This is a genomic window from Curtobacterium sp. RM9 (assembly GCF_054956955.1).
Genome location: NZ_CM143271.1, coordinates 3415347 through 3436887, shown reverse-complemented (window position 1 = coordinate 3436887; position 21541 = coordinate 3415347). Strand labels below are relative to the sequence as shown.

Genomic DNA, 21541 nt, shown 5'->3' with positions numbered 1-21541 from the left:
ACGTTCGCACCGGCGGATGTTCGGTCGCTGAACGGGTTGGCGGAGATGTGGCGGCTCGCACCGGATGGGACCAGGCGATTCGTGCCGGGCTTCGACGCTCACTCCGGTGGGGTCGAATCCCAGGTCCTGGTGCTGATGGAATCGCCCGGTCCCGCCACGATCGCGGTCGGCGCGGGTGCGATCTGCAGCGAGGACAATCCCGGCCCGACAGTGGCTGCGTTCAGGCGCGCGCGTGCGGAATCTGGGCTGCCGCGTACGGCGTACCTGCGGTGGAATATCGTGCCGTGGGAACTCGCGAGAAGACCCACGCGAGCAGATCTGGTGGAAAGCATCCCCGCGCTGTCGACGCTCCTTGCCTCGCTTCCGCAACTGGCCGCGATCGTCACCTTCGGAGCCACGGCGCTGGACGGCGTCATGCGGTACCTCACCATGACAGACGCCCCGACTGTGCTACCGGTGATCGCCGCGCCACACCCCTCACCGGCCAACGGTCGGCACCGGGCCGAACAACACCTCCGCGCCGTGAATGCGTTACGGGTCGGATGGGCAATTGCGCAAAGGAGCAGCAGACCGTTATGACCTCCCGCACAACGCCGACGCAAGAGCCCGACAACATCCCCGAAGAGCAACAAGCTGAGCTGCTGTCCTTGATGCTCCGAGTGCGGCGGTTCGAGGAACGCGCCGCCCGCGCCTACACGCAAGCCCTGATCGGTGGATACTGCCACCTGAATCTCGGCGAGGAGGCTGCGGTCGCCGGGATCACGACCGCGATGCAGCCGATGGATTACCTGTTCACCAACTACCGGGAGCACGGGTACGCGATCGGCCGCGGAATCGACCCGAACCGGGTGATGGCGGAGTTGTACGGCCGCGTCGACGGGGTTTCCAGTGGTTGGGGCGGCTCCATGCACATGTTCGACCTCACCGCGAGGCTCCTCGGCGGCTATGGGATCGTCGGCGGGCAAATCCCGCTCGCCACCGGGGCAGCCCTCGCGATCGACTACCGCGGCGGCGACGAGGTCGTGGTGTGCACGCTCGGAGACGGGACGACGAACATCGGCGCGTTCCACGAGTCGTTGAACCTCGCCGCGCTGTGGCATCTGCCGATCGTGTACGTCATCATCAACAACCAGCTCGGGATGGGCACGACCGTCGAACACGCCTCCGCGGAACCGAAACTGTACAAGCGCGCTGCCTCCTACCGGATGGCCGCCGAACGCGCCGACGGGCTGCACCCGGTCACCGTGCAGCAAGCGATGACCCGCGCACTCGCGTCAGCGCGTCGAAATGAGCCGTTCCTGCTGGAACTCACCACCGAACGCTTGAAAGGCCATTCGGTGGTGGACCCGGCGAAGTACCGCACCGACAGCGAAACGGAAGCGCTCCGCGAGCACGACCCGGTCGCCGCCTACCGGGCGGCGCTGATCGCCGCAGAGATCATCGACGACGATGCCGCCGCCGCCATGGACGCCGCCGCCATCGCTGCAGCCACCGCGGCAGCGGACTACGCCGCGAACAGCGCCCACCCGGACCCCAGCACCCTGTTCGACTACACCTACGCCACACCGGTCCCGAACGACACGCGCCGGCTCCCTGCACAGCCGCTGTTCCCACCGCCCACTGACACGAACTATCCCGCCACGACAAGTCAGGAGCAGACCCGATGACTGTGATGAGCTACCGGGACGCGCTCCGGATGACGCTCCGCGAGGAACTCCTCGCGGACGAGAACGTGCTCCTGCTCGGCGAAGAGATCGGGATATTCGAAGGGTCGTACAAAATCACTCAGGGGCTGCTCGAGGAGTTCGGGCCACGCCGTGTCCGCGACACCCCAATCGCGGAAGAAGGGTTCACCGGTGCCGCGATCGGTGCCGCGATGCTCGGACTGCGACCGGTGGTGGAGATCATGACCATCAACTTCTCCCTCCTCGCACTCGATCAGATCGTCAACCACGCCGCGAAGATCTACGGCATGTTCGGCGGGCAGAGCCGCGTACCGCTAGTGATCCGCACACCAGGTGGCGGCGGTCAACAGCTCGGTGCAACGCACTCGCAGAACGTGGAGCTGTACTACGCGTTCGTACCCGGTATGAAAGTCGTCGCACCGTCCACCCCAGCGGACGCACGTACGCTCCTGCGTGCGTCGATCCGGGACGACGACCCGGTGCTGTTCCTCGAGAACCTCGCCCTCTACAACATCAAGGACGACGTACCCGATGACGTCGACGACGTCGAAATTGGTCGCGCCGCTGTCAGCCGCGTCGGGTCTGACGTCACGCTCATCGGCTACTCACGCACCGCGCACCTGGCGCGGCAAGCAGCAACACGGCTCGCCGAGGACGGCATCGACGCCGAAGTCATCGACCTGCGAAGCCTCCGCCCACTCGATCGCGAGACCGTGATCCGTTCCGTGCGGAAGACCCACGCCGCGGTCGTCCTTGAAGACGACTGGCTCACTTACGGCATCGGCGCGGAGCTTGCCGCGTCGATCTCCGACGGCGCCTTCGACGACCTCGACGCACCAGTCCGCCGCGTCGCGATGGCCGAAGTTCCCCTGCCATACGCCAAGCCCCTCGAAACGGTGGCCCTTCCCGCGCTCGAGGACGCGATTACCGCCGTCCACGAAACCCTCCACGCGGTCGGCTGGCGCGCCTCCGACCGGAACGGAACGTCCCGATGATCCAGATCACCATGCCGCGGCTGTCGGACACGATGGAAGAAGGCGCCATCTCCGCCTGGCACAAGCACCCCGGCGACATCGTCGAAGTCGGCGACATCCTCGTCGAGATCGAAACCGACAAAGCCACCATGGAATACGAAGCCTACGACGCTGGCACCTTGACGGAGATCCTCGTTCCCGAAGGAGAGAACGTTGCGATAGGGACTCCCATCGCGACGCTCGACGACGGTTCCGGCCCCGCGCTCAGCCCGGCGGATGGCCAACGCGCGGACTCGCCCGCCGATGAGCACACATCGCCGACCACTCCAACGTTCGTCCCCGCTCCCGCGTTCGACACATCATCCGAGCACGACCACCCCGCACGCACATCGGAAGATCCCCCCGTGGAGCCGCAACAGCGTGAACGCTCCGAAGGCATACCCGCGCCGGCAGAGCACATCGCGTTCGCGTCCCCACTGGCACGCAAACTCGCTCGCGAACACCACGTCGACATCGCCACCGTTCACGGATCGGGCCCCGGCGGCCGCCTTGTCAGGGCTGATGTCGAAGCCATCATCGACGCGGACCAGAGTGCTGCAGCTTTAGAGCACGATGTCCCGTCGACGGCAACGCTCCCCGTGCCTGGCAGCGCCTCCACACACCATCAGCAAGACACCGACGCGGACGTGACGACGCCGATGACCGGGACGCGGAAGGTGATCGCTCGCCGACTCACCGAGAGCGCCCGCACCATCCCGCACTTCACCGTCACCGCCGTCGCCGACGCTGACGCCCTCATTGATCTGCGCACCATGGTGAACGCATCACGGATCAGACAAGACACCGCGAAAGTCAGCCTCAACGACTTCATCGTCAAGGCCGCAGCCCTCGCCCTGGCCGCGCACCCGGCCATCAACGTCTCCTACCAAGACGACCCGGATCCTGCGATCACGCAGCACACTGCAGTGAACATCGGGATCGCGATGGCCGCGCCGGCCGGCCTCGTTGTCCCGGTCATGACACATGCCGACACCAGAAGCGTCAGCAGCATCAGCGCCGCCAGCCGATCCTTCAGCGCCCGTGCGGCGGATCGGAAACTGCAACCCGCCGACATGACCGGCGGCACGTTCACCGTCAGTAACCTCGGCATGTTCGGCGCGGAGTCCTTCACCGCCATCATCAACCCGCCCGAAAGCGCAATCCTCGCCGTTGGAGCAGCGACGGCGGACGCTGCCGTACACGACGGCAACCTCGTCGTCCGCCACAGGATCCGCCTCACGCTCTCCGCAGACCATCGCGTCATCGACGGCGCCCTCGCCGCTCAATACCTACAGACGCTCACCAGCCTCCTTGAAGACCCGATCTCACTCTTACTATGACGCCACGGAACGATCTGGACACCGTGGCAGGGAATCATTCACCCGACGGCGGTCGACGTTGCTGCAGCTCCTCCGGCAGCGACCGGATCTCGGCAGACAGTTCACGTAGTTCACGCCGGGTCGCGATCTGTGCTTCGTCGTCACGTCGACCGACCTGATCAATGATCCAGCTCGCGATTGTCGCGGTAACTACACCCAGCAGCGCGATGCCACTGATCATCACTCCCGCGGCGATCAACCGACCTGTCTCGGTCACCGGGGTCAGATCACCGTACCCAACGGTCGTGATCGTGACCAACGCCCACCACAGCGCATCCCCGAATGACACAATCGTCGCGCCGTCGGCATGCCGTTCCACATCGAGGATCGCTAACGCGGACACGAACACCAGCAAAGCTGTCGTCACAATCACGTACACGATCACTCGCCCGCGAACGGCAGCCCCGGTGCTCCGCTGCAGGACTCGGAACAGCTGCGCGAGCCGCAACAGCCGTAAAGGCCTCAGGAACGGCAACGCAAGAGCGGCCAGGTCCACCAGATGGTGCACGAACCACCGACCACGATGACGCGCCAACAGGAGCGTCACGAGGTAGTCCACCACGAACATCGCCCACGTGACGTTGATCACAACATCCGACACGAACGCGCTGCGGCCGTGCTGATCGGCGAGCACCTCCACCGCATACGCAGCAAGAAACGCTCCCGCCGCGATCGCAAGCGGCCACCGCATTACCCGTTCCCACCGCTGCTGTGTCCACCTCACATGTGCACGATATTGCCCCTCGCCTCAGCCAGCACCTACCGAAGACCTCCCCGCGACCACGTCGACCCCCGCTCCGAGCGGGCCGCCCGAAACCGGACTCCTGGGACGCCAGATCCTGCGCCTAACCCTCACCTCGCGGGAACCACCGATTCCCGTCCGACCCGACGACATCGGGCGCGGCCGTCGCTCACTTGCCGGACTGCTCGAGATGCTCCCCGAACTCCGCGCCGTGGTCGCCAGCGGCGGTATGGCCATCGACAGCGTCATGCGACACCTCACCCTCCACGCTTGCGCCCGCGTCATCCCCGTCCTGGCAACGCCACACCCGTCACCGGCAAACGGACGCCATCGTTGAGAGCACCACCCGCAGCGGCTCCCTGCAAAGCCCGGATCTAGCTATGTGCCGATAACGAACCATTCCGCTACAACTGTCCGAACCGACGCTCCGGCAATATGCGAGACGGCGTGTCTTGTAGCGGAACTCAGTCCCGGAATCTACGTGTCGCCTCTACCCCTCCTGGTCGAGTTTCGCTACGTTCTCTTCATGGGGCACCTCCTCGGGTACGCGCGTGTATCCACCACCGACCAGGACGCGTCATTGCAGGTCGATGCGCTGAACGCTGCCGGCTGCTTCCGCGTATTCGTCGACACCATGTCTGGGTCACTCGAGCACCGACCAGAACTCGACAAGCTCCTCGACCAGATCCGCCCCGGCGACACACTCGTCGTCTGGCGTCTCGACCGACTCGGGCGCTCGATCCGGCACCTCATCGACCAGCTGCACGGCCTCGCGGACCGTGGTGTCGGATTCCGGTCGCTGCAGGAGACCATTGACACCACCTCGCCCGGCGGCCGCCTCGTCTTCCACGTGTTCGCGGCCCTGGCGGAGTTCGAACGGGACCTCATCAAGGAGCGCACCAATGCCGGCCTTGCTGCGGCTCGCGCCCGTGGCCGCACCGGCGGGCGTCCACCGCGGCTGTCCTCTGACCAAGTCCGAACGGCGCGCCGGTTGTACGAGCAGCAGGACATGACCGTCGCGCAGATCGGAGACGTCCTCGGAGTCAGCAGGACGACCATTTACCGCACGCTCGCGAAGCACACCGAGGTCATGACCGCTCGACGCACCAAGCCCTCCCCGTCGATGTAGCGACCGTGGACGCGGACGAGCGGTGGCGAATCCTTCGACTGCATGTCGATGACGCGATTCCGCTTGCCGAGCTCGTCCGCACAACGGGTGTGCCGCGTCGGACCCTGACGCGGTGGCTCGCCCGCTACCGAACAGGCGGCTACGACGCGCTCTCCGACAGTGTTCGCCTGGATCGTGGGGTCAGGCGCACATCGCCGGATCTCGTGGCTCTGGTTGAGGCACTGGCCCTGACCCGGCCACGACCTTCGATCGCCACCATCCACCGGCGCCTGGTCGAGCGCTGCGCTGGCCGCGACGCCGATGCACCGTCGTACTCGACCGTGCAGAACATCGTGCGCGCTCTCGACCCAGGGATGGTGACCCTGGCGCTCGACGGGCCTGCATCGTACCGGGATAAACACGAGCTGCTCCTCCGGCGTCGAGCGGACCAGCCGAACGCGGTCTGGCAGGCCGATCACACGATGCTCGACATCCTGATTGTCGGCCCGGACGGGAGGCCGGCTCGTCCTTGGCTGACCGTCATCCTCGACGACTACTCCCGAGCGGTGTGCGGGTATCTGGTGTTCCTCGGTGCGCCATCGGCGGCGAACACCGCGCTCGCTCTCCGGCAGGCGATCTGGCACAAGGTCCAACCCGATTGGCCCATCTGCGGCATCCCCAACGTGCTCTACGTCGACCACGGGTCCGACTTCACCAGCCACCGACTCAGTGCAACCGCCGGATCACTGCACCTTCGGATCGTGCACTCCGCAGTCGGTCGACCGCAAGGCCGCGGAAAGATTGAGCGGTTCTTTGGCACCGTCAACACGGAACTGCTCACCGGCCTGCCCGGCCACCTGACGACGAAGACGCCCGCTCCGTCACCAGTCCTCGACCTCGCTGGCCTCGATGCGGCTGTCGTGGCGTTCATCGGCCGCTACAACACTCGCATTCACCGGGAAACGAAACAGTCCCCGGTGGACGCATGGATCGCTGGCGGCTGGCTGGCCCGCATGCCCGACTCCCTCGAACAGCTCGACGGATTTCTCCTGACCGTGCCGGCGTCCCGGATCGTGCAACGCGACGGCATCCGCTTCCAGGGCCTTCGCTACACGTCACCAACACTGGCACCGTTCGTCGGGGCGACAGTGACGATCCGCTACGACCCACGAGACATCACCGAGATCCGCGTGTTCCACCGCAACATCTACCTCTGCACCGCAGTCAACCCGGAACACCAGAGCGAAACCGTCTCCCTCAAACAGATCCAGGCCGCGAGAAACGCGCACCGCCGAGCGCTCCGCGGACAGATCCAAGAACGCATCGCTGTCGTCGAACATCCGCCAGCGCAGGAGCCACCGTCCGAGCCCGTATCTCAGCAGCGCCGACGGAGGCTCCGTACCTACGAGGAGGACCAGTGATGCCCAACCAGTTCGTCGTCACCAAGGAACACCGTCGATTCACGGAGTTCGCCGACGCCGTTCGCAAGCAACAGACCATCGGAATCTGTTTCGGCGCCGCCGGCGTCGGCAAGACGCTCTCGGCCCGCCGCTACGCACACTGGGACCTCATCGGACCCTTCATCAAGCAATGGGGTCCTCGATCCGAAAGCGACCTCAAGGTCTACGCCGCTGCCCACCGAGCGCGCACCGTCTTCTACACGCCGCAGGTCGCTGCTTCCCTGCGGTCCCTTCGCGACCAGCTCGACTACGACCTACGCCACACGAACATCCTCGTCGAGGAACACCTCCGACTCATCGGTCACACCGTCAGCTACCGCCACGGTCAACCACCGTCCCAGCTCGAGCTCGTCATCGTCGACGAAGCGGAACGGCTTACCGCCACCGCGATCGAGTGGCTCCGCGATCAGTACGACCGCACAGGCACAGCGCTGATCTTGATCGGGATGCCCGGCATCGAGAAGCAATTCGCGCACTACCCGCAGCTCTACAGCCGTCTCGGCTTCGCACACCAGTACCGCCCACTCGGCCACGACGAGCTGCTGTTCGTCCTCGAACGCCAGTGGCGAAAGCTCGGCCACACCCTCGACCCTGACGACTTCACCGACGCCCAAGCCGTCGCCGCCATCGAACGGATCACCCGCGGTAACTTCCGCCTCCTTGAACGACTCCTCCCGCAGATCCAACGCGTGCTCCGCATCAACGAACTCGACGTCATCACCAACGACGTCATCGAAGCCGCCCGCAGCACTCTTGTCATTGGCGTCAGCTAACAAGCCAAAGAACGATGCCCGAACCGGGCCATGAGGCGCTGCCGCTCACACAACAAGACACGCCACTCCGAACCATGATCGACGTGCTCGAGCCCGTTTGTAGCGGAATCGGAGGTTTGTGGTACGAAACGGACACAGAGCTCTCCCCGACGATGGAGGGGGGTCTTTTTTGAGCGCTACTTCTTCGAAGCAGCCTTCGCCCGCTGCATGCGAGCGACGCGGCGGGCAGCCTTGTCACTCAGCACCGGCCACGCCTGTCGGATCGCGATCGCGATGAAGTTCATCGCGAGGGCGAATCCGACTGCGTAGCCAGCGGCAGCGGGGATCTCAATCGACAGGGGCATGGAACCTCCACCGTTCGATCTGCCAGCCCGTGGGCTGGCTCTCGGGAGCACGCCCAGTGCGTGCTCCGAGGTCTGTGGGCCTCGCGGTGCGAGGGACGGTTCATCGATGACCGAACCACGTGGGTGCCGCGATGAGCTCGCCGCGTGCACAGGTGCGGCTCGACACACTGGGCTCACCTCGCGTCGCGATCAGCCGCGAGAAGAAGGGCGGGGGCCTCACCATCCCCCGCCCTTTCATCGAGGGGCGGGGAGAGGCCTGCATCTCGCCGCAAGCGATCGCCGCCGCTGGGCCTTCGCGGGTAGAGCGTTTCGGGCACAAAAAAACCGACCCGAAGGCCGGCTGTTGGCGCGCACTATGAACGCAGGACGATTCTGACACATCTGGCGGGCATGCAGCAAGTACGTCGCACCCGCCAGATGTGCCGCCCCCTGGAGCTTGAGGAGGCCTCTGCACTCCGGCGGCCGCGAGGGCCAGTCACTTGGATCAGTGGTGGCCGTGAACGACGGCGTGCCCGAGGCCGCGGCTGATCATCCACCGGTTCACCGGGGTGGTCACGATGAACGCGATCACCAGGGAGAACGCGAGGGAGCCCCAGAACAGCCAGTCGTTCAGCTGCGCGTCCATGGCGCCGGGAACCGCGACGATGACGGTGTTGTCGATGATCTCCATCACGGCGATTGACACGGTGTCTGCGGCAAGGGCGACCTTGAACGCGGCGGAGAAGCTCAGCCCGGACCGGACGACGCCGCGCATGGTGAGGGCGTAGCCGAAGATGAACGCCAGCACGATCGACAGGATGATCGTGCCGGTGTTGTGCAGGCCGGTCGCGGTGCCGATGACCATGCCGAGGACTTCACCGATCGCGCAGCCGGTGAGGCAGTGCAGGGTCGCTTGTGCGGCCATCGTCCACGTCGTCGTCGCGTGACCGCCGCCATGGTTCTGGTGGTTGTCGTGGTCGGTCATGCTGTGGTGTTCGTGGGTGTCCATGTCGCTCCTATCGGGTGTGGAAGGTGCGGAGGCGGAGGCTGTTGCTGACGACGAAGACCGAGGACAGCGCCATTGCGGCGCCGGCGATCATCGGGTTCAGCAGGCCGGCCATCGCGAGCGGGATCGCGGCGACGTTGTAGGCGAAGGCCCAGAACAGGTTCACCTTGATCGTGCCGAGGGTGCGGCGGGCGAGCGCGATCGCGTCCGCCGCGGCGCTCAGGTCCGCTCGGATGAGGGTGATGTCGGCGGCTTCCATGGCCGCGTCGGTGCCGCTACCCATCGCGATCCCGAGATCCGCGGCGGCGAGAGCGGCGGCGTCGTTGACGCCGTCGCCGATCATCGCCACGGACCGGCCCTGCTGCTGCAGCCGGATGACGGTCCGGTACTTGTCTTCGGGGCGTACCTCGGCTTCGACGTCGTCGATGCCGACCTCGGCGGCGACCGTCCGGGCGACGTCTTTAGCGTCGCCGGTGAGCATGATCGTGCGCAGCCCCATGTCGTGGAGGCGTCGGATCGCGTCCGGGCTGGTCGGCGCGATGGTGTCCGCGACGCTGATGACGCCGCGGGCTGCGCCGTCCCATGCGACAACGACCGCGGTCGCGCCGCCCCGCTCTGCGGTCCGGACCGCGTCCGTGACCGCTTCGGGGATGGTGATGGCCCACTGGTCGGTCAACCACGCGGGTCGGCCGACGAGCACGAGGGTGCCGTCGACGACGGCTTGGACGCCGAGCCCGGCGGTGGACTGGAACGATTCCGCGGTGGGGTGGTCGGTGGCGGCTGCGGTGATGGCGCGGGCGATCGGGTGTTCGGATCCTGCTTCCGCGGCGGCGGCGAGGGCGAGCACCCGGGTGTCGGTTTCCCCACCGACGGCGGTCACCTGGTGGACGCTCATCTTGCCGGTGGTGACGGTGCCGGTCTTGTCGAGCACGACGGTGTCGATCCGGCGGGTGGCCTCGAGGACCTGGGGTCCGCGGATGAGGATCCCGAGCTGGGAGCCACGTCCGGTGCCGACGAGCAGCGCGGTGGGAGTTGCCAGCCCCAGGGCGCAGGGGCAGGCGATCACCAGGGTCGCGACGGCGGCGGTGAACGCGGCTTGCACGTCGCCGGTGAGCAGCAGCCACCCGATGAGGGTCAGCACCGCCAGGCCCATGACGATTGGGACGAACACGGCGGAGACCCGGTCGGCGAGGCGCTGCACCTCGGCCTTGCCGGTCTGCGCGGACACGACGAGCCGGCCGATGCGGGCAAGCTCCGTGTCGTGGCCGACGCGGGTGGCTTCGACGATGAGTCGGCCGCCGACGTTCACGGTCGCACCGGTGACGGTGTCGCCGGGGCCGGCCTCGACGGGGACCGCTTCACCGGTCATCACGCTGGTGTCGATCGCGCTCGTGCCATCGGTGATGGTTCCGTCGGTGGCGATGCGTTCACCGGGACGGACCACGAACCGGTCCCCGACCTGTAGTGCTGCGGTCGGCACCTCGGTTTCGACACCGTCTCGGAGCACCCGCGCAGTCGGTGCACCCAAGGCGAGGAGCGCCTGCAGGGCGGCGCCGGAGCGGTCCTTCGCGCGGGCCTCGAAGTACCGGCCGGCGAGGAGGAACACCGTCACCGCGGCGGCGACTTCGAAGTACGGCTCCGGAGCCGCGCCCGGGTGCGGGAACCAGGAGAACGCCATCTGCATCCCGATGTGCCCGGCGCCGCCGAACACCAGCGCCCAGACGGACCACACGGTCGCGGCGGCGACGCCGACGCTGACGAGGGTGTCCATCGTCGCGGCCCCATGCCGGGCGTTGATCGCGGCAGCACGATGGAACGGCCACGCACCCCACACAGCGACCGGCAGCGCCAGCACCAGAACGGCCCACTGCCATCCCGGGAACTGCAGGACCGGGACCATCGACAGCGCCACCACCGGGACGGCGAGCACCGTGGACACGATCAGGCGCCGACGCAGCGGCGCGAGCTCGTCGGTGTCCGCGCCGGCCGGTTCGGGCAGGTGCGCGCCGTACCCGGCCGCTTCAATGGTCCGGATCGCGTCGTCGACAGCGAGGTCCGCGGGGAGCGTGACGGAGGCGCTTTCGGTGGCGTAGTTCACGCTCGCGGTCACGCCGGGCAGCTTGTTCAGCTTCCGCTCGATCCGGTTCGCGCACGACGCGCAGGTCATCCCCTCGATGGTCAGCTCAACCGGCGGGGTGCTGGTCGTGGTCATGATGCGACCAACGTGTAGCCGGCCTCCTCCACAGCGGCGGAGACTTCCTCCTGCGGCAGGTTGCGGGTGCTGGTCACCCGAGCGGTGGAGACACCGCCGACGTTGAGGTCGATCGTCACGTCCGTGACGTCCGGCACGGCGGCGAGTTCCTCGTTGACACTCATCACGCAGTGCCCGCACGTCATGCCCGTGATGGCGTACGTGTTCGTCAGCTGCTCGCTCATCGTGGTGATCCCTTCGTCGTTCACGTTCATCAGGTACCCTAGGGGGGTACCGTAGCGAGTGTAACGCCGGTCGGGCGGATGTGTTCCCAATCCGCCGAACCGGCATCCGGAAAGAGGACGTGATGGCGAGCAGAACTGATCGGCGCGAAGAGGCGCGGCGGAAAGCCGCTGACCGCAGAGCGGAACAGCAGCGCAGTCGCACCCGCCGGTGGTGGCTGCTGGGCGCCGCCGTGGTCGTCGTCCTCGCCGCGGTCACCACGATCACGGTCGCCGCGCTGAACCGTGGCAACGACACGGCGCCAACAGCGTCCGGAGCGACGGCGGCACCGCCGTGGCCGGCCCCCGCGGATGCGGCGGCGCGGGCGAAGGCTGCCGGGCTCGAGGTGGCGGGGATGGAAGGTGCGGCGCTGCACACCCATCAGCATCTGTCCGTGTCCGTGGACGGGGAGCCGGTGGCGGTGCCGGCGAACATCGGCGTCGACGTGCAGCGGGGCGGCATGTCTGCACTCCACACCCACGACACCTCCGGCATCGTGCACGTCGAGTCCGCGAAGGTGCAGCCGTTCACCCTCGGACAGCTCTTTACCGAGTGGGACGTGACCTTGCGAGACGGGCAGGTCGGCGGGTACGTCGACGGGAAGAACGACCGGCACGTCGCCGTGTTCGTCAACGGCACCCGCACCACCACGCCGCTGCCGGATCTGGAACTGCAGGACCAGCAGGACATCGCCATCGTCATCACCCGTGGGTCCGGTACGCCGATCGCGCCGACCCCGTTCGATTGGTCGACGGCGGCATGAGCGCCGCTACCGTAATCGGTGAACCCCGAGGAGCGTCCATGACCGACACCACCGCGCCCGCAGCAGAGCACCACCACGGGTACATCACCGCGAAGGAGGACTACCTCAAACGGTTGCGCCGCATCGAGGGGCAAGCCCGCGGCCTGCAGCGGATGGTCGATGAGGAGCAGTACTGCATCGACATCCTCACCCAGGTGTCCGCGATGACGAAGGCGCTGCAATCCGTCGCGCTCGGCCTGCTGGATGACCACCTCGCGCACTGCGTCACCGACGCCGTCGCCGAAGGCGGCGACGAGGCGGCGGTGAAGCTGAAGGAAGCCTCCGACGCGATCGCCCGCCTCGTGCGCGCCTAACCAGCTCTCCGCCCACCAGACGGGGCGGTTGTCCTCTCAGCGCTCGTCCTGCACCATAGAACCCGCACCCCGACCAGTCATCAGTACGGATCCGCATGCTCACCACCGCGAACACCACGCGCCGCCGCCTGCTGCTGCAGGCCACGGCGGTGCTGGCGTTGCTGCTGCTGGTCGGGTTCACGGTCCTGATGCACAGCATGCTCGGCCACGCGACCACCGGCGAGCACGCCATGACCGCCATGACGGCCGAGCACACCCACAGCGACGCAGCCGAGCACGCTGCCGCGCCGGCTGGCGCGGTGGTGAGCGTGCTCAGTGATGCTGGCTGCGATGGCGGCCTGTGCGCGCTGATGTGCTCCCTGATGGGGATGGCCTGCGCGCTGACGATCGCCCTGTTCGCGTGGGCGCTTCTGCGCACCCGGAACGGCGGGGTCCTCTACGTCCTCGCACGCCTCCTCGCCCTCGGGGACCGTGTCGCACGCCGCGTCGCGGCACCCAAGCCGCCATCACTGACGGCGCTGCAGATCATCCGTATCTGATCCATCCCCGGCGGGAGCGCTCCCTTCGGAAGCTCTCGCATGCCCAGAACACGGGCAGGTATTCGCCTGCCCGGAACACCTGACGCATCACGGGAACGGATCCATGAACACCACCATCACGCGCACCCTCGCGGCCACCGCCGCCCTCACCATCGGCCTCACCCTCGCCGGATGCTCCACCAACAACGCCGGCTCCTCGGACAACTCCTCCTCGTCGTCCTCGTCGTCCTCGTCGACGCACAATGACCAGGACGTGACGTTCACGCAGGGGATGCTGCCGCACCACAAGCAGGCCATCGAGATGAGCGACATGCTCCTCGCCAAGGGCTCCGACGTGGACCCCGACGTCGTCACGCTCGCGAAGCAAATCAAGGCCGAGCAGGCACCGGAGATCAAGACGATGACCGGCTGGTTGAAGGCCTGGGGCGAGCCCACGGAGATGTCGAGCATGTCCGGGATGGATCACTCCTCCATGTCGGGCGGGATGATGTCCGACGCCGATATGAACGCCCTCGACAGTGCCTCCCCGGCGGACGCCGGGAAGCTGTTCCTGCAGCAGATGGTCGAGCACCACACCAGCGCTGTCGACATGGCGAAGACCGAAGTCGATAAGGGCAAGAACACCGACGCGGTCGCGATGGCGAAGTCGATCGTGTCGAGCCAGACCGAGCAGATCAGCCAGATGAAGGACATGCTCGCGTCGATGTGACCCCGGCCGTGGGTCGCGGCGGTGTCCCCCCTCCCTGCCGCGATCCGCGACCGGCTTTCCCCCTCTCCCGCTCGAGCACCCCGCCGAGCGGCCCTGTTTCTTCTGACGTGCTCATCCCCGTCCGCCGTCTTTCTTGGAGCCTGCCTGTGCCCCAGCAGCACCCCCACACCCCCACTGCAACGCCGCTGACGCGCCGCGAAGCCCTCGCCGCAGAACGCGCCACACCCCCCGCTCCGCGGACGCCCCGCATCCGCCGGACCCCCGCTGTCGTGAGTCGGCCGCCGCTGCCCGCCGTGACGGTGGCCGCGCCGGCTCCGACGCGGACGTTCCGATCCCGGGCGCTGGCGGCGATTCCGCTGACCGGTGCTGCTGCGGCGATGGCGCTGTTCACCGCCGCGGCGCTTCCCGCGCAGGCATCTACCGGCCCCGCCGTCACCGTGCCCGGCGGCACCCCGTCCGCTACCGGGCAGAGCTTCACCGCGACCGGGCTGACCGTGACCGTTGACCGGGACGGCTACACCGTCACCAAGCCCGCCGTGAAGCCCGTGATCACCAAGACGACCACCAGCACCACGAACAGCGCCACAGCAGCGGCAGGTAGCACGGCTGCAGTCGCGCCCACCGGGACGATCGTGAACACCGGCGCCGGCGATATCCGCTGGCCCGTCGCCGGCAGCATCCGGGTCAGCTCCCCGTTCGGCCCCCGCCTCGCCCCGTGCGCGGCGTGCTCGTCGATCCACCAGGGCGCCGACATCACCCCCGGCGCCGGCACCCCCATCGGCGCCGTCGCCGCCGGCACCGTCCGAATCTCGGGCACCCACCCGGAGTACGGCCAGTACGTCATCATCGACCATCAGATCGACGGTCAGACCATCTCCACCCTCTACGCGCACATGATCTTCGGCTCGTCACCGCTGCATGCCGGGCAGAGCGTCGCCGTCGGGCAGCTCGTCGGCCTCGTCGGCAACACCGGCGCCAGCACCGGCGCCCACCTGCACCTGCAGGTCATGCTCGGCAGCAGCACCCCAATCGACCCCATTGCCTGGCTTACAACGAATGCCGGGCGCACCTTGTGAGCGGCGCCCACTCAGCCCGCTCCGCGGCAACCATCCGATCGCGCGCCGACGATCGCCTCCGGGCCGGCGGCAGCGTTGTGGAGAGCCGGCCGGCTGCACGTCGCCGATCATCGGTCGATACCGATATGATCGGCGTATGACGATCACTTGCCGGATGATGGTTCCCGTGTCTCGGCCGCCGCTTGTTGAGTCGAACCGATGATCGGCACGATTGCGGCGGCGGTGGGTCTCTTTGCTGCCACCAACATCGATGACGTCGTGGTCCTGACGGTTCTGTTCCTTGCATCGACGCGTGGAACGTTGCCGGGGTGGAAGGTCGTCGTCGGTCAGTACGCCGGCTTCATCGCCCTCGTCGCGATCAGTGTCCTCACTGCTGCGGGGCTCACCATCGTTCCGGACAAGTGGGTGGGACTGCTGGGGCTCATCCCCCTGGGTATTGGTCTGGTGGGGTTGGTCCGTGCTCTGCGACGACGCGGTGATGACGACGACGATGACGACGACTCGGCAGTGCGCGCCGGCGGGGTCCTCGGAGTCGCCGGGATCACCATCGCCAACGGCGCCGACAACATCTCCCTCTACACGCCGGTGTTCCGGACGACCCCGATCCCGGACACCGTGGTCACGATTGCGGTGTTCCTCGTGCTCGTCGCGGTGTGGTGCCTCGTGGCTCGCTTCGTGGGGACGAACAAGACCGTCACGGAAGCCCTCGAGAAGATCGAGCACTGGCTCGTGCCCGCCGTGTTCACGGGCCTGGGCCTCTACATCCTGATCGAGTCCGGCGTGATCGTGCGCCTCATCGACGTGCTCTCGTGAGAGCAAGCATCCGAGTGGTCGTGGTGCTGCTGATCGCCGCGGCCGCGCTCACCATCGACCAGCTCACCAAAGCGTGGGCACTGTCCGGCCTCGGCCCGTCGCGCACAATTGAGCTGGCTCCGGGTGCGACCCTCCAGCTCGTGTTCAACCCAGGCGTCGCTTTCAGCCTCGGCAGCGAGATGGGGCCGCCGCTCGCACTCGGCATCATCGCCCTGACGTTGTGCCTGGCAACGTGGGCAGTCGTGCGCGCCGTGCGCGGCGCCGACATGCTCGCCACTGGGCTGATGAGCGTCGCCGTCGGCGGCGCCGCAGGCAACCTCTGGGACCGCATCACCCGCGCCGAGTCCGGGCCACTCACCGGCGAAGTCGTCGACTTCATCAACATCGACTGGTTCGCCATCTTCAACGTCGCCGACATCTTCGCCACCCTGGGGATCGCCGGATTCGCGATCCGCTTCCTGATGCCGGGCAGGCACAAGGACGAGCCCGCGCCCACGGAGCGATCAGCGTGAACGGGAACCCCTTCGCGGAAGCGATCCTCAGCGGACAGCTCCTGATCGCCGTGCCGGTCGCTCTCCTGGCCGGGCTGGTGTCCTTCCTCTCACCATGCGTCCTCCCACTCGTCCCCGGGTACCTCGGCTTCATCGGCGGTGTCGCAGAGCAACGCCGCCGCAGCACGCTCACCCTGGGCGTGCTCCTGTTCATCCTCGGCTTCACCGTCATCTTCGTCGCCTACGCCGCCGCATTCGGCGCCGCCGGCTTCTGGCTGATCCGCTGGCGCGACCTGCTCACGCAGATCCTCGGCGGCTTCGTCATCATCATGGGACTCGTGTTCATCGGCCGCTTCGGGATCCTGCAGCGCACCCTCAAACCACGATGGAAACCGGCCACCGGCATCGCCGGCGCACCCCTGCTCGGGATCGTGTTCGGGCTCGGCTGGACCCCCTGCCTTGGCCCGACCCTCACCGCGATCAACCTGCTGAGCCTGCAAGCCGCGAGCACCTGGAACGGCGTCCTGCTCGGCATCGCCTACTGCCTCGGACTCGGCATCCCCTTCCTCCTCCTCGCCCTTGGAACCACCTGGGCCACCACCGCGATCAGCCGCGTTAAACGGCACCTACGGACCGTGAACCTGATCGGTGGTGGCACGCTGATCCTCATCGGTGTCCTCATGGTCACCGGACTGTGGTCATCGCTGATGTACACGGTCGGCGCACACATCGGCCAGTACGTCACGCTCCTCTAACACCCAGGTGCAGCCCGCTGCAACGCATGGTCGACGGCGGCATCCCCATGGTCACGATCGAGCAAGCACCGCCCCAGAACCAATGGCCGACCTTGAACGCACGAACCGCGCTACGCCGATATCATCGGCATATGCCGATCGTAGAAGCGCGGGGCGATCTTGCCGCGGTATCGCTGTTCCACTCTCTCGCAGACCCGACCCGGCTGCGCATCCTGCGCCGACTCCGCCACGGGGAAGCTCGCGTGAGCGACCTCGTCGCGGAGCTCGGTCTTGCCCAATCGACCCTCTCCGAGCACGTCGCGTGCCTTCGCGACTGCGCACTCGTGGAGGGGCGGGCGCAGGGCCGGCAAGTGTTCTACAGCCTCGCCCGTCCGGAGTTGATGGACCTCCTCGAGTCCGCGGAGACACTGCTGCAGGCCACCGGCTACCAAGTCGATCTCTGCGGCACCTATGGCTCGGACGCGAGGGCTGGCGAATGAGCACGCTCACCGAAACCGAAACGGAGCAGCTCACCCGACGAGGGCTCCGCCTCGCGCAGTTCACCGTCGCATACAACGTCCTCGAAGGAATCGTCGCCATCACGGCTGGGATCGCCGCGGGACTCGTTTCCGTCATCGGGTTCGGTATCGACTCCGGAATCGAATCGATCGTCGCCGTGCTGGTGGGCATCCGCCTCGCCGCCAGGCTCCGCCACGGCGAAGCGGACGAGGGTAAGGAGCGACGCACGTTGAAGTTCGTCGCCGTGACGTTCTTCCTCCTCGCCGCCTACGTCGTGATCGATGGCATCCGCAGCCTGATCACCCACGAAACACCGGAGACCTCCCCGGTCAGCATCGTGCTGCTGGTCCTCTCGATCATCGTCATGCCGGTCCTCGCCGCACTCAAGACCCGAGTCGGCAAGAAGCTCGACGACCCGCTCATCCTCGCCGACGCGGCAGAAACTCGAATCTGTGTCCTCCTCAGCGTCGCGACCCTCATCGGACTCCTCCTCTACACCCTCACCGGCGCAGCCTGGCTCGACCCCGTCGCAGGATTCGTCATCGCCCTCTTCGCCATCCACGAAGGACGCGAAGCGTGGGAAGGCGAACTCGTGGAAGACGACGATGACGACTGAAACGACCGCTTCATAGCGACACCGAACACCGCTCAAAAGCTGACACAAAGCGAAGCTGCTCACACTCTGTGCCTCGCGGGGCGAAGAGCGGACCAACGGGATGCAGAACACCACCGCAACGCGCACAGCTGCAGATGAGCAAACTGGGGCTGCCTCGCGTTGCGATCAGAGCCGCGAGAAGAAGGGCGGGGGCCTCACCAACCCCCGCCCTTTCAGCTGCTGGACGCAACAGCTAACCCGGCGTCACCTCGGACGGACGGGCTCGTCTTCAACCCAAGCATTGCCTTCAGTCTCGGACGGGACATGGTTCACCGCTCGCGGCCGGCATGATCGCCCTCACGCCGTGCCTGGCGACGCGGGCTGATGTTGCCGATGGGGCTGCTATCCACTGAAGTAGGTCAGCGTTCTACCTAGTGGGTGCTGCGGAGCAGGAGCCGCGGCAAGTATTTGTCTGTCAGGGGCAGCCTGTTGCATGCTCACTCCCGCTCCGACGGCAGCACGGTTACGGTGACCCGGTCCGGGATCTGGAGCGGATCACGCGCGTGGTCGTCGTGCAGCGCGAACTCCGTTGGCGATGACGACCACCTCGGCGAGCTCGTGAACAAGGACGACACCAGCCAGGCCGAGCGCTCCGGCCAGGGCGAGCGGGAACAGGACGACGATGATCGCGAGGGAGAGTCCGATGTTGCTGGTCATGATGCGACGTCCCCGGCGTGCGTGCAGGAGCGCTGCCGGGATGGCGCGCAGGTCGGTGCCGGTGAATGCGACGTCGGCGGATTCGACGGCTGCAGCGGCACCGGTGGCGCCCATCGCGATGCCGACGTCTGCGGACGCGAGGGCGGGCGCGTCGTTCACGCCGTCGCCGATCATCGCCACGGTACCGTTGCGTCGGAGTTCGTTGACCGCGGATGCTTTGTCCTGTGGGAGCTGTTCGGCGCGGACGTCGTGGATCCCAGCGCGGGCGGCGAGCGTGGTGGCGGTGCGTTGATTGTCGCCGGTCAGCATGAGGGTGCGGATGCCCGCTTCGTGCAGTGCTGTGATGGTTTCGGCGGCTTCGTCGCGCAGCTCGTCGCGGACGCCGACGACGCCGGTGATGACGCCGTCGATTTCGACCACCACGACGGTTTCACCGTTGCGCTCGAGCCGGTCGATGTCTGCCTGGAGTGTTCCGGCTTGCAGCCAGCGCGTGCTGCCGACTCGGACTCGTCGCCCGTGGACCTCTCCGGTGAGACCGCGGCCGGGTTCTTCCGTGACGTCGAATGCTGCCGGCGGCTGGTCCACGGCGTTGGAGATCGCTGCTGCGAGCGGGTGGGTGCTGTGTCGTTCGAGTGCAGCTGCTGCCGTGAGGATGTCCTGGCGGTCGTGACCGGGGGCGGTGACGACGTCGACGACTTCGGGGGCGTTGCGGGTCAGCGTGCCCGTCTTGTCGAACGCGACCGCGGTGACGGCGCCGAGCTGCTCGAATGCCGCTCCGGACTTGATGATGACGCCGAACTTGCTCGCCGACCCGATCGCGGAGATCACTGTGACGGGCACGGCGATTGCGAGTGCGCACGGGGATGCTGCGACAAGGACAACGAGTGCGCGCTCGGTCCACGTCGCCGGGTCACCGACGATGAACCCGAACACGACGACGAGCGCCGCGACGATGAGTACGACCGGGACAAGGGGGCGGGCGATGCGGTCCGCAAGACGGGCGCGTTCACCCTTCCGGGATTGTGCATCTTCGACGAGTCGCACGATGGTTGTCAGGGAGTTGTCGTGGCCATCCGCTGATGCCTCGATCTGCAAGGCGCCCTGCCCGTTGACCGATCCGGCCGGGACCGAGTCGCCGGGACCCACTTCGACAGGGATGGACTCGCCGGTCACTGCGGACGTGTCGAGGCTGCTCCGACCAGCGGTGACGATGCCGTCTGTGGCGACCCGTTCCCCGGGGCGCACCACCAGCAGGTCCAACGCTCGGATCTCCTGCGCCGGGATCTCAACCTCTCCTGAGAGTCGAGAGACGCGGGCGGTGTTGGGGATCAGGTCCAGCAGGGCGCGGAGGCCTTGCCGTGCGCGGTCCATCGCCCGGTCCTCGAGAGCTTCAGCAATTGAGAACAGGAACGCCAGCGCGGCTGCTTCTGCGACCTTGCCGAGCAGAACCGCGCCGATCGCGGCGATCGTCATCAGCAGACCCACGCCCAGTCGGCCCCGGAGTACCCGACGGATCGCGCCGGGGACGAACGTCCACGCTCCGGCGAGCAGCGCGGCGCCGTGCACGATGGTGCCCGCGACGGTGAAACCGCTCCAGTCGAGCCCATAGCCGATCAGCAGGAACACGCCGGCGAGGGCCGGGAACAGTAGCGCCCGATCGCGCCAGACGGGGACGAGTCCGTCGTCGTCGTGCTCCGATGCCGCGGCGTCGTGATTGCAGCAGTCATCGTCGGCGTGGCCGTGTGAGTCGGTGCCGGTCACTTGCAGGCTCAGCTCGCTTTCTGGCCGACGCACCTGCACGGCAAGCGGCTGGCGTTCCTGCCCCTCCTCCGGCCCGCAGCATTCGCGGCTCATCGGATCGCCTTCATATCCTGCAGGACACTGGACGTCGTCGTGTCGCAGCACAACGGCACGTCGCATGCGGGGTCGGCACAGTCGACGCCGTCATCGACAGCGAGGACCACCTCGACGAGCGCTTCCAACGCCTTCGTAATGTGCGGGTCCGCGATTTCGTAGCGGGTGCGGCGGCCCTCCGGGGTCGCGACGACGATGCCGCATCCGCGCAGGCACGCGAGGTGGTTCGACACGTTGGTCCGCGTGAGCGTCAGCTCGTCAGCCAGCCGGGCCGGGTACCCCGGCTCGTCCAGCAAGCTCAACAGGATCCGAGAACGGGTCTCATCCGCCATCGCCCGGCCGAGCCGGTTCATCACGTCAAGCCGCGAAGCAAGTGTCAGCATGCGATGACCATACAGCGCATGATGACCAATCGC

24 protein-coding genes are annotated in these 21541 nt (G+C 67.1%); 17 read left to right on the top strand and 7 right to left on the bottom strand.

The window, feature by feature from the left end; translation table 11 throughout:
- The first annotated feature begins 81 nt into the window (after nt 1–81).
- The 4 genes from ACY3FI_RS16455 to ACY3FI_RS16440 are packed head-to-tail and all read left to right on the top strand — an operon-like array spanning nt 82 to nt 4038.
- Nucleotides 82–579, top strand: a complete 498-nt coding sequence (locus ACY3FI_RS16455) for a uracil-DNA glycosylase family protein (protein ID WP_260235857.1) — start codon at nt 82–84, stop codon at nt 577–579.
- Nucleotides 576–1667, top strand: a complete 1092-nt coding sequence (locus ACY3FI_RS16450) for a thiamine pyrophosphate-dependent enzyme (RefSeq protein WP_200849223.1) — start codon at nt 576–578, stop codon at nt 1665–1667. Before ACY3FI_RS16455 ends, ACY3FI_RS16450 begins: the two co-directional genes overlap by 4 nt.
- Nucleotides 1664–2680 carry an alpha-ketoacid dehydrogenase subunit beta gene (locus tag ACY3FI_RS16445; protein WP_123293737.1) on the top strand — a complete coding sequence of 339 codons (1017 nt, stop codon included), beginning with the start codon at nt 1664–1666 and terminating at the stop codon, nt 2678–2680. The genes ACY3FI_RS16450 and ACY3FI_RS16445 overlap by 4 nt, the downstream gene beginning before the upstream one ends.
- Nucleotides 2677–4038, top strand: a complete 1362-nt coding sequence (locus ACY3FI_RS16440) for a dihydrolipoamide acetyltransferase family protein (protein ID WP_123293738.1) — start codon at nt 2677–2679, stop codon at nt 4036–4038. The genes ACY3FI_RS16445 and ACY3FI_RS16440 overlap by 4 nt, the downstream gene beginning before the upstream one ends.
- Before the next feature lie 34 nt (nt 4039–4072).
- Here ACY3FI_RS16440 and ACY3FI_RS16435 read toward each other — a convergent pair whose 3' ends face one another.
- Nucleotides 4073–4801 (bottom strand): potassium channel family protein, encoded by a 729-nt coding sequence (locus ACY3FI_RS16435; RefSeq protein WP_462548648.1) that lies wholly within the window; start codon nt 4799–4801, stop codon nt 4073–4075.
- A gap of 544 nt (nt 4802–5345) precedes the next feature.
- Between ACY3FI_RS16435 and ACY3FI_RS16430 the strand changes: the two genes are divergently transcribed.
- Genes ACY3FI_RS16430 through ACY3FI_RS16420 form a run of 3 tightly spaced genes read left to right on the top strand, consistent with a single transcriptional unit; the run spans nt 5346 to nt 8160 of the window.
- On the top strand, nt 5346–5948 hold the full coding sequence (locus tag ACY3FI_RS16430) for a recombinase family protein (protein WP_123293853.1): 603 nt from the start codon (nt 5346–5348) through the stop codon (nt 5946–5948).
- 5 nt (nt 5949–5953) lie between these two features.
- Nucleotides 5954–7348 carry a TnsB C-terminal domain-containing protein gene (locus ACY3FI_RS16425; protein WP_123293740.1) on the top strand — a complete coding sequence of 465 codons (1395 nt, stop codon included), beginning with the start codon at nt 5954–5956 and terminating at the stop codon, nt 7346–7348.
- Nucleotides 7348–8160 carry an AAA family ATPase gene (locus ACY3FI_RS16420; RefSeq protein ID WP_123293741.1) on the top strand — a complete coding sequence of 271 codons (813 nt, stop codon included), beginning with the start codon at nt 7348–7350 and terminating at the stop codon, nt 8158–8160. Before ACY3FI_RS16425 ends, ACY3FI_RS16420 begins: the two co-directional genes overlap by 1 nt.
- Before the next feature lie 176 nt (nt 8161–8336).
- Here the strand turns inward: ACY3FI_RS16420 and ACY3FI_RS16415 are convergent, their stop codons facing one another.
- The 4 genes from ACY3FI_RS16415 to ACY3FI_RS16400 form a co-directional block, all read right to left on the bottom strand.
- Nucleotides 8337–8504, bottom strand: a complete 168-nt coding sequence (locus ACY3FI_RS16415) for a hypothetical protein (RefSeq protein WP_165901042.1) — start codon at nt 8502–8504, stop codon at nt 8337–8339.
- A gap of 484 nt (nt 8505–8988) precedes the next feature.
- Nucleotides 8989–9492: a DUF4396 domain-containing protein gene (locus ACY3FI_RS16410; protein WP_185094187.1), complete on the bottom strand. Its 504-nt coding sequence runs from the start codon at nt 9490–9492 to the stop codon at nt 8989–8991.
- A gap of 7 nt (nt 9493–9499) precedes the next feature.
- Entirely contained in the window at nt 9500–11701 is a 2202-nt protein-coding gene (locus ACY3FI_RS16405; protein WP_123937985.1) for a heavy metal translocating P-type ATPase, read from the bottom strand.
- Entirely contained in the window at nt 11698–11955 is a 258-nt protein-coding gene (locus ACY3FI_RS16400; protein WP_243648838.1) for a heavy-metal-associated domain-containing protein, read from the bottom strand. The genes ACY3FI_RS16405 and ACY3FI_RS16400 overlap by 4 nt, the downstream gene beginning before the upstream one ends.
- Nucleotides 11956–12047: 92 nt before the next feature.
- Between ACY3FI_RS16400 and ACY3FI_RS16395 the strand changes: the two genes are divergently transcribed.
- The 10 genes from ACY3FI_RS16395 (at nt 12048) to ACY3FI_RS16350 (ending at nt 18575) form a co-directional block, all read left to right on the top strand.
- Nucleotides 12048–12725 carry a hypothetical protein gene (locus tag ACY3FI_RS16395; protein ID WP_123937983.1) on the top strand — a complete coding sequence of 226 codons (678 nt, stop codon included), beginning with the start codon at nt 12048–12050 and terminating at the stop codon, nt 12723–12725.
- A 38-nt stretch (nt 12726–12763) separates the two neighbouring features.
- The gene (locus ACY3FI_RS16390; protein ID WP_079238218.1) at nt 12764–13078 is read left to right on the top strand and encodes a metal-sensitive transcriptional regulator; all 315 of its coding nucleotides are present in this window, start codon (nt 12764–12766) and stop codon (nt 13076–13078) included.
- Between the two features lie 95 nt (nt 13079–13173).
- The gene (locus ACY3FI_RS16385) at nt 13174–13617 is read left to right on the top strand and encodes a hypothetical protein (protein WP_096897504.1); all 444 of its coding nucleotides are present in this window, start codon (nt 13174–13176) and stop codon (nt 13615–13617) included.
- Between the two features lie 103 nt (nt 13618–13720).
- Nucleotides 13721–14326, top strand: coding sequence for a DUF305 domain-containing protein (locus tag ACY3FI_RS16380; RefSeq protein WP_079238220.1), 606 nt, complete (start codon nt 13721–13723; stop codon nt 14324–14326).
- A gap of 269 nt (nt 14327–14595) precedes the next feature.
- Nucleotides 14596–15402, top strand: a complete 807-nt coding sequence (locus ACY3FI_RS16375; RefSeq protein WP_123937981.1) for a M23 family metallopeptidase — start codon at nt 14596–14598, stop codon at nt 15400–15402.
- Between the two features lie 198 nt (nt 15403–15600).
- Nucleotides 15601–16215, top strand: coding sequence for a cadmium resistance transporter (locus tag ACY3FI_RS16370; protein WP_079238222.1), 615 nt, complete (start codon nt 15601–15603; stop codon nt 16213–16215).
- Nucleotides 16216–16235: 20 nt separating this feature from the next.
- Nucleotides 16236–16727 carry a signal peptidase II gene (locus ACY3FI_RS16365; RefSeq protein ID WP_158521905.1) on the top strand — a complete coding sequence of 164 codons (492 nt, stop codon included), beginning with the start codon at nt 16236–16238 and terminating at the stop codon, nt 16725–16727.
- Nucleotides 16724–17461 (top strand): cytochrome c biogenesis CcdA family protein, encoded by a 738-nt coding sequence (locus ACY3FI_RS16360; protein WP_099051938.1) that lies wholly within the window; start codon nt 16724–16726, stop codon nt 17459–17461. Before ACY3FI_RS16365 ends, ACY3FI_RS16360 begins: the two co-directional genes overlap by 4 nt.
- 131 nt (nt 17462–17592) lie before the next feature.
- On the top strand, nt 17593–17940 hold the full coding sequence (locus ACY3FI_RS16355; RefSeq protein ID WP_079238223.1) for an ArsR/SmtB family transcription factor: 348 nt from the start codon (nt 17593–17595) through the stop codon (nt 17938–17940).
- Nucleotides 17937–18575, top strand: coding sequence for a cation diffusion facilitator family transporter (locus ACY3FI_RS16350; protein WP_079238224.1), 639 nt, complete (start codon nt 17937–17939; stop codon nt 18573–18575). Before ACY3FI_RS16355 ends, ACY3FI_RS16350 begins: the two co-directional genes overlap by 4 nt.
- A 534-nt stretch (nt 18576–19109) precedes the next feature.
- Here the strand turns inward: ACY3FI_RS16350 and ACY3FI_RS16345 are convergent.
- Together ACY3FI_RS16345 and cmtR are read right to left on the bottom strand one after the other, a co-directional pair.
- Nucleotides 19110–21125, bottom strand: coding sequence for a heavy metal translocating P-type ATPase (locus tag ACY3FI_RS16345; RefSeq protein ID WP_123937977.1), 2016 nt, complete (start codon nt 21123–21125; stop codon nt 19110–19112).
- Nucleotides 21122–21508, bottom strand: coding sequence for a Cd(II)/Pb(II)-sensing metalloregulatory transcriptional regulator CmtR (cmtR, locus tag ACY3FI_RS16340; protein ID WP_123937975.1), 387 nt, complete (start codon nt 21506–21508; stop codon nt 21122–21124). The genes ACY3FI_RS16345 and cmtR overlap by 4 nt, the downstream gene beginning before the upstream one ends.
- Between the last annotated feature and the right edge of the window lie 33 nt (nt 21509–21541).

Excerpts from the sequence above, each read along its gene's own strand:
- ACY3FI_RS16370 (WP_079238222.1), top strand. The coding sequence starts at position 15,601 with ATGATCGGCACGATTGCGGCGGCGGTGGGTCTCTTTGCTGCCACCAAC.
- ACY3FI_RS16395 (WP_123937983.1), top strand. The coding sequence starts at position 12,048 with ATGGCGAGCAGAACTGATCGGCGCGAAGAGGCGCGGCGGAAAGCCGCT.
- ACY3FI_RS16420 (WP_123293741.1), top strand. The coding sequence starts at position 7,348 with ATGCCCAACCAGTTCGTCGTCACCAAGGAACACCGTCGATTCACGGAG.
- ACY3FI_RS16380 (WP_079238220.1), top strand. The coding sequence starts at position 13,721 with ATGAACACCACCATCACGCGCACCCTCGCGGCCACCGCCGCCCTCACC.
- ACY3FI_RS16400 (WP_243648838.1), bottom strand. The coding sequence starts at position 11,955 with ATGAACGTGAACGACGAAGGGATCACCACGATGAGCGAGCAGCTGACG.
- ACY3FI_RS16345 (WP_123937977.1), bottom strand. The coding sequence starts at position 21,125 with ATGAGCCGCGAATGCTGCGGGCCGGAGGAGGGGCAGGAACGCCAGCCG.
- ACY3FI_RS16445 (WP_123293737.1), top strand. The coding sequence starts at position 1,664 with ATGACTGTGATGAGCTACCGGGACGCGCTCCGGATGACGCTCCGCGAG.
- ACY3FI_RS16355 (WP_079238223.1), top strand. The coding sequence starts at position 17,593 with ATGCCGATCGTAGAAGCGCGGGGCGATCTTGCCGCGGTATCGCTGTTC.
- cmtR (WP_123937975.1), bottom strand. The coding sequence starts at position 21,508 with ATGCTGACACTTGCTTCGCGGCTTGACGTGATGAACCGGCTCGGCCGG.
- ACY3FI_RS16350 (WP_079238224.1), top strand. The coding sequence starts at position 17,937 with ATGAGCACGCTCACCGAAACCGAAACGGAGCAGCTCACCCGACGAGGG.
- ACY3FI_RS16390 (WP_079238218.1), top strand. The coding sequence starts at position 12,764 with ATGACCGACACCACCGCGCCCGCAGCAGAGCACCACCACGGGTACATC.
- ACY3FI_RS16440 (WP_123293738.1), top strand. The coding sequence starts at position 2,677 with ATGATCCAGATCACCATGCCGCGGCTGTCGGACACGATGGAAGAAGGC.
- ACY3FI_RS16405 (WP_123937985.1), bottom strand. The coding sequence starts at position 11,701 with ATGACCACGACCAGCACCCCGCCGGTTGAGCTGACCATCGAGGGGATG.
- ACY3FI_RS16450 (WP_200849223.1), top strand. The coding sequence starts at position 576 with ATGACCTCCCGCACAACGCCGACGCAAGAGCCCGACAACATCCCCGAA.
- ACY3FI_RS16430 (WP_123293853.1), top strand. The coding sequence starts at position 5,346 with ATGGGGCACCTCCTCGGGTACGCGCGTGTATCCACCACCGACCAGGAC.
- ACY3FI_RS16385 (WP_096897504.1), top strand. The coding sequence starts at position 13,174 with ATGCTCACCACCGCGAACACCACGCGCCGCCGCCTGCTGCTGCAGGCC.
- ACY3FI_RS16415 (WP_165901042.1), bottom strand. The coding sequence starts at position 8,504 with ATGCCCCTGTCGATTGAGATCCCCGCTGCCGCTGGCTACGCAGTCGGA.
- ACY3FI_RS16410 (WP_185094187.1), bottom strand. The coding sequence starts at position 9,492 with ATGGACACCCACGAACACCACAGCATGACCGACCACGACAACCACCAG.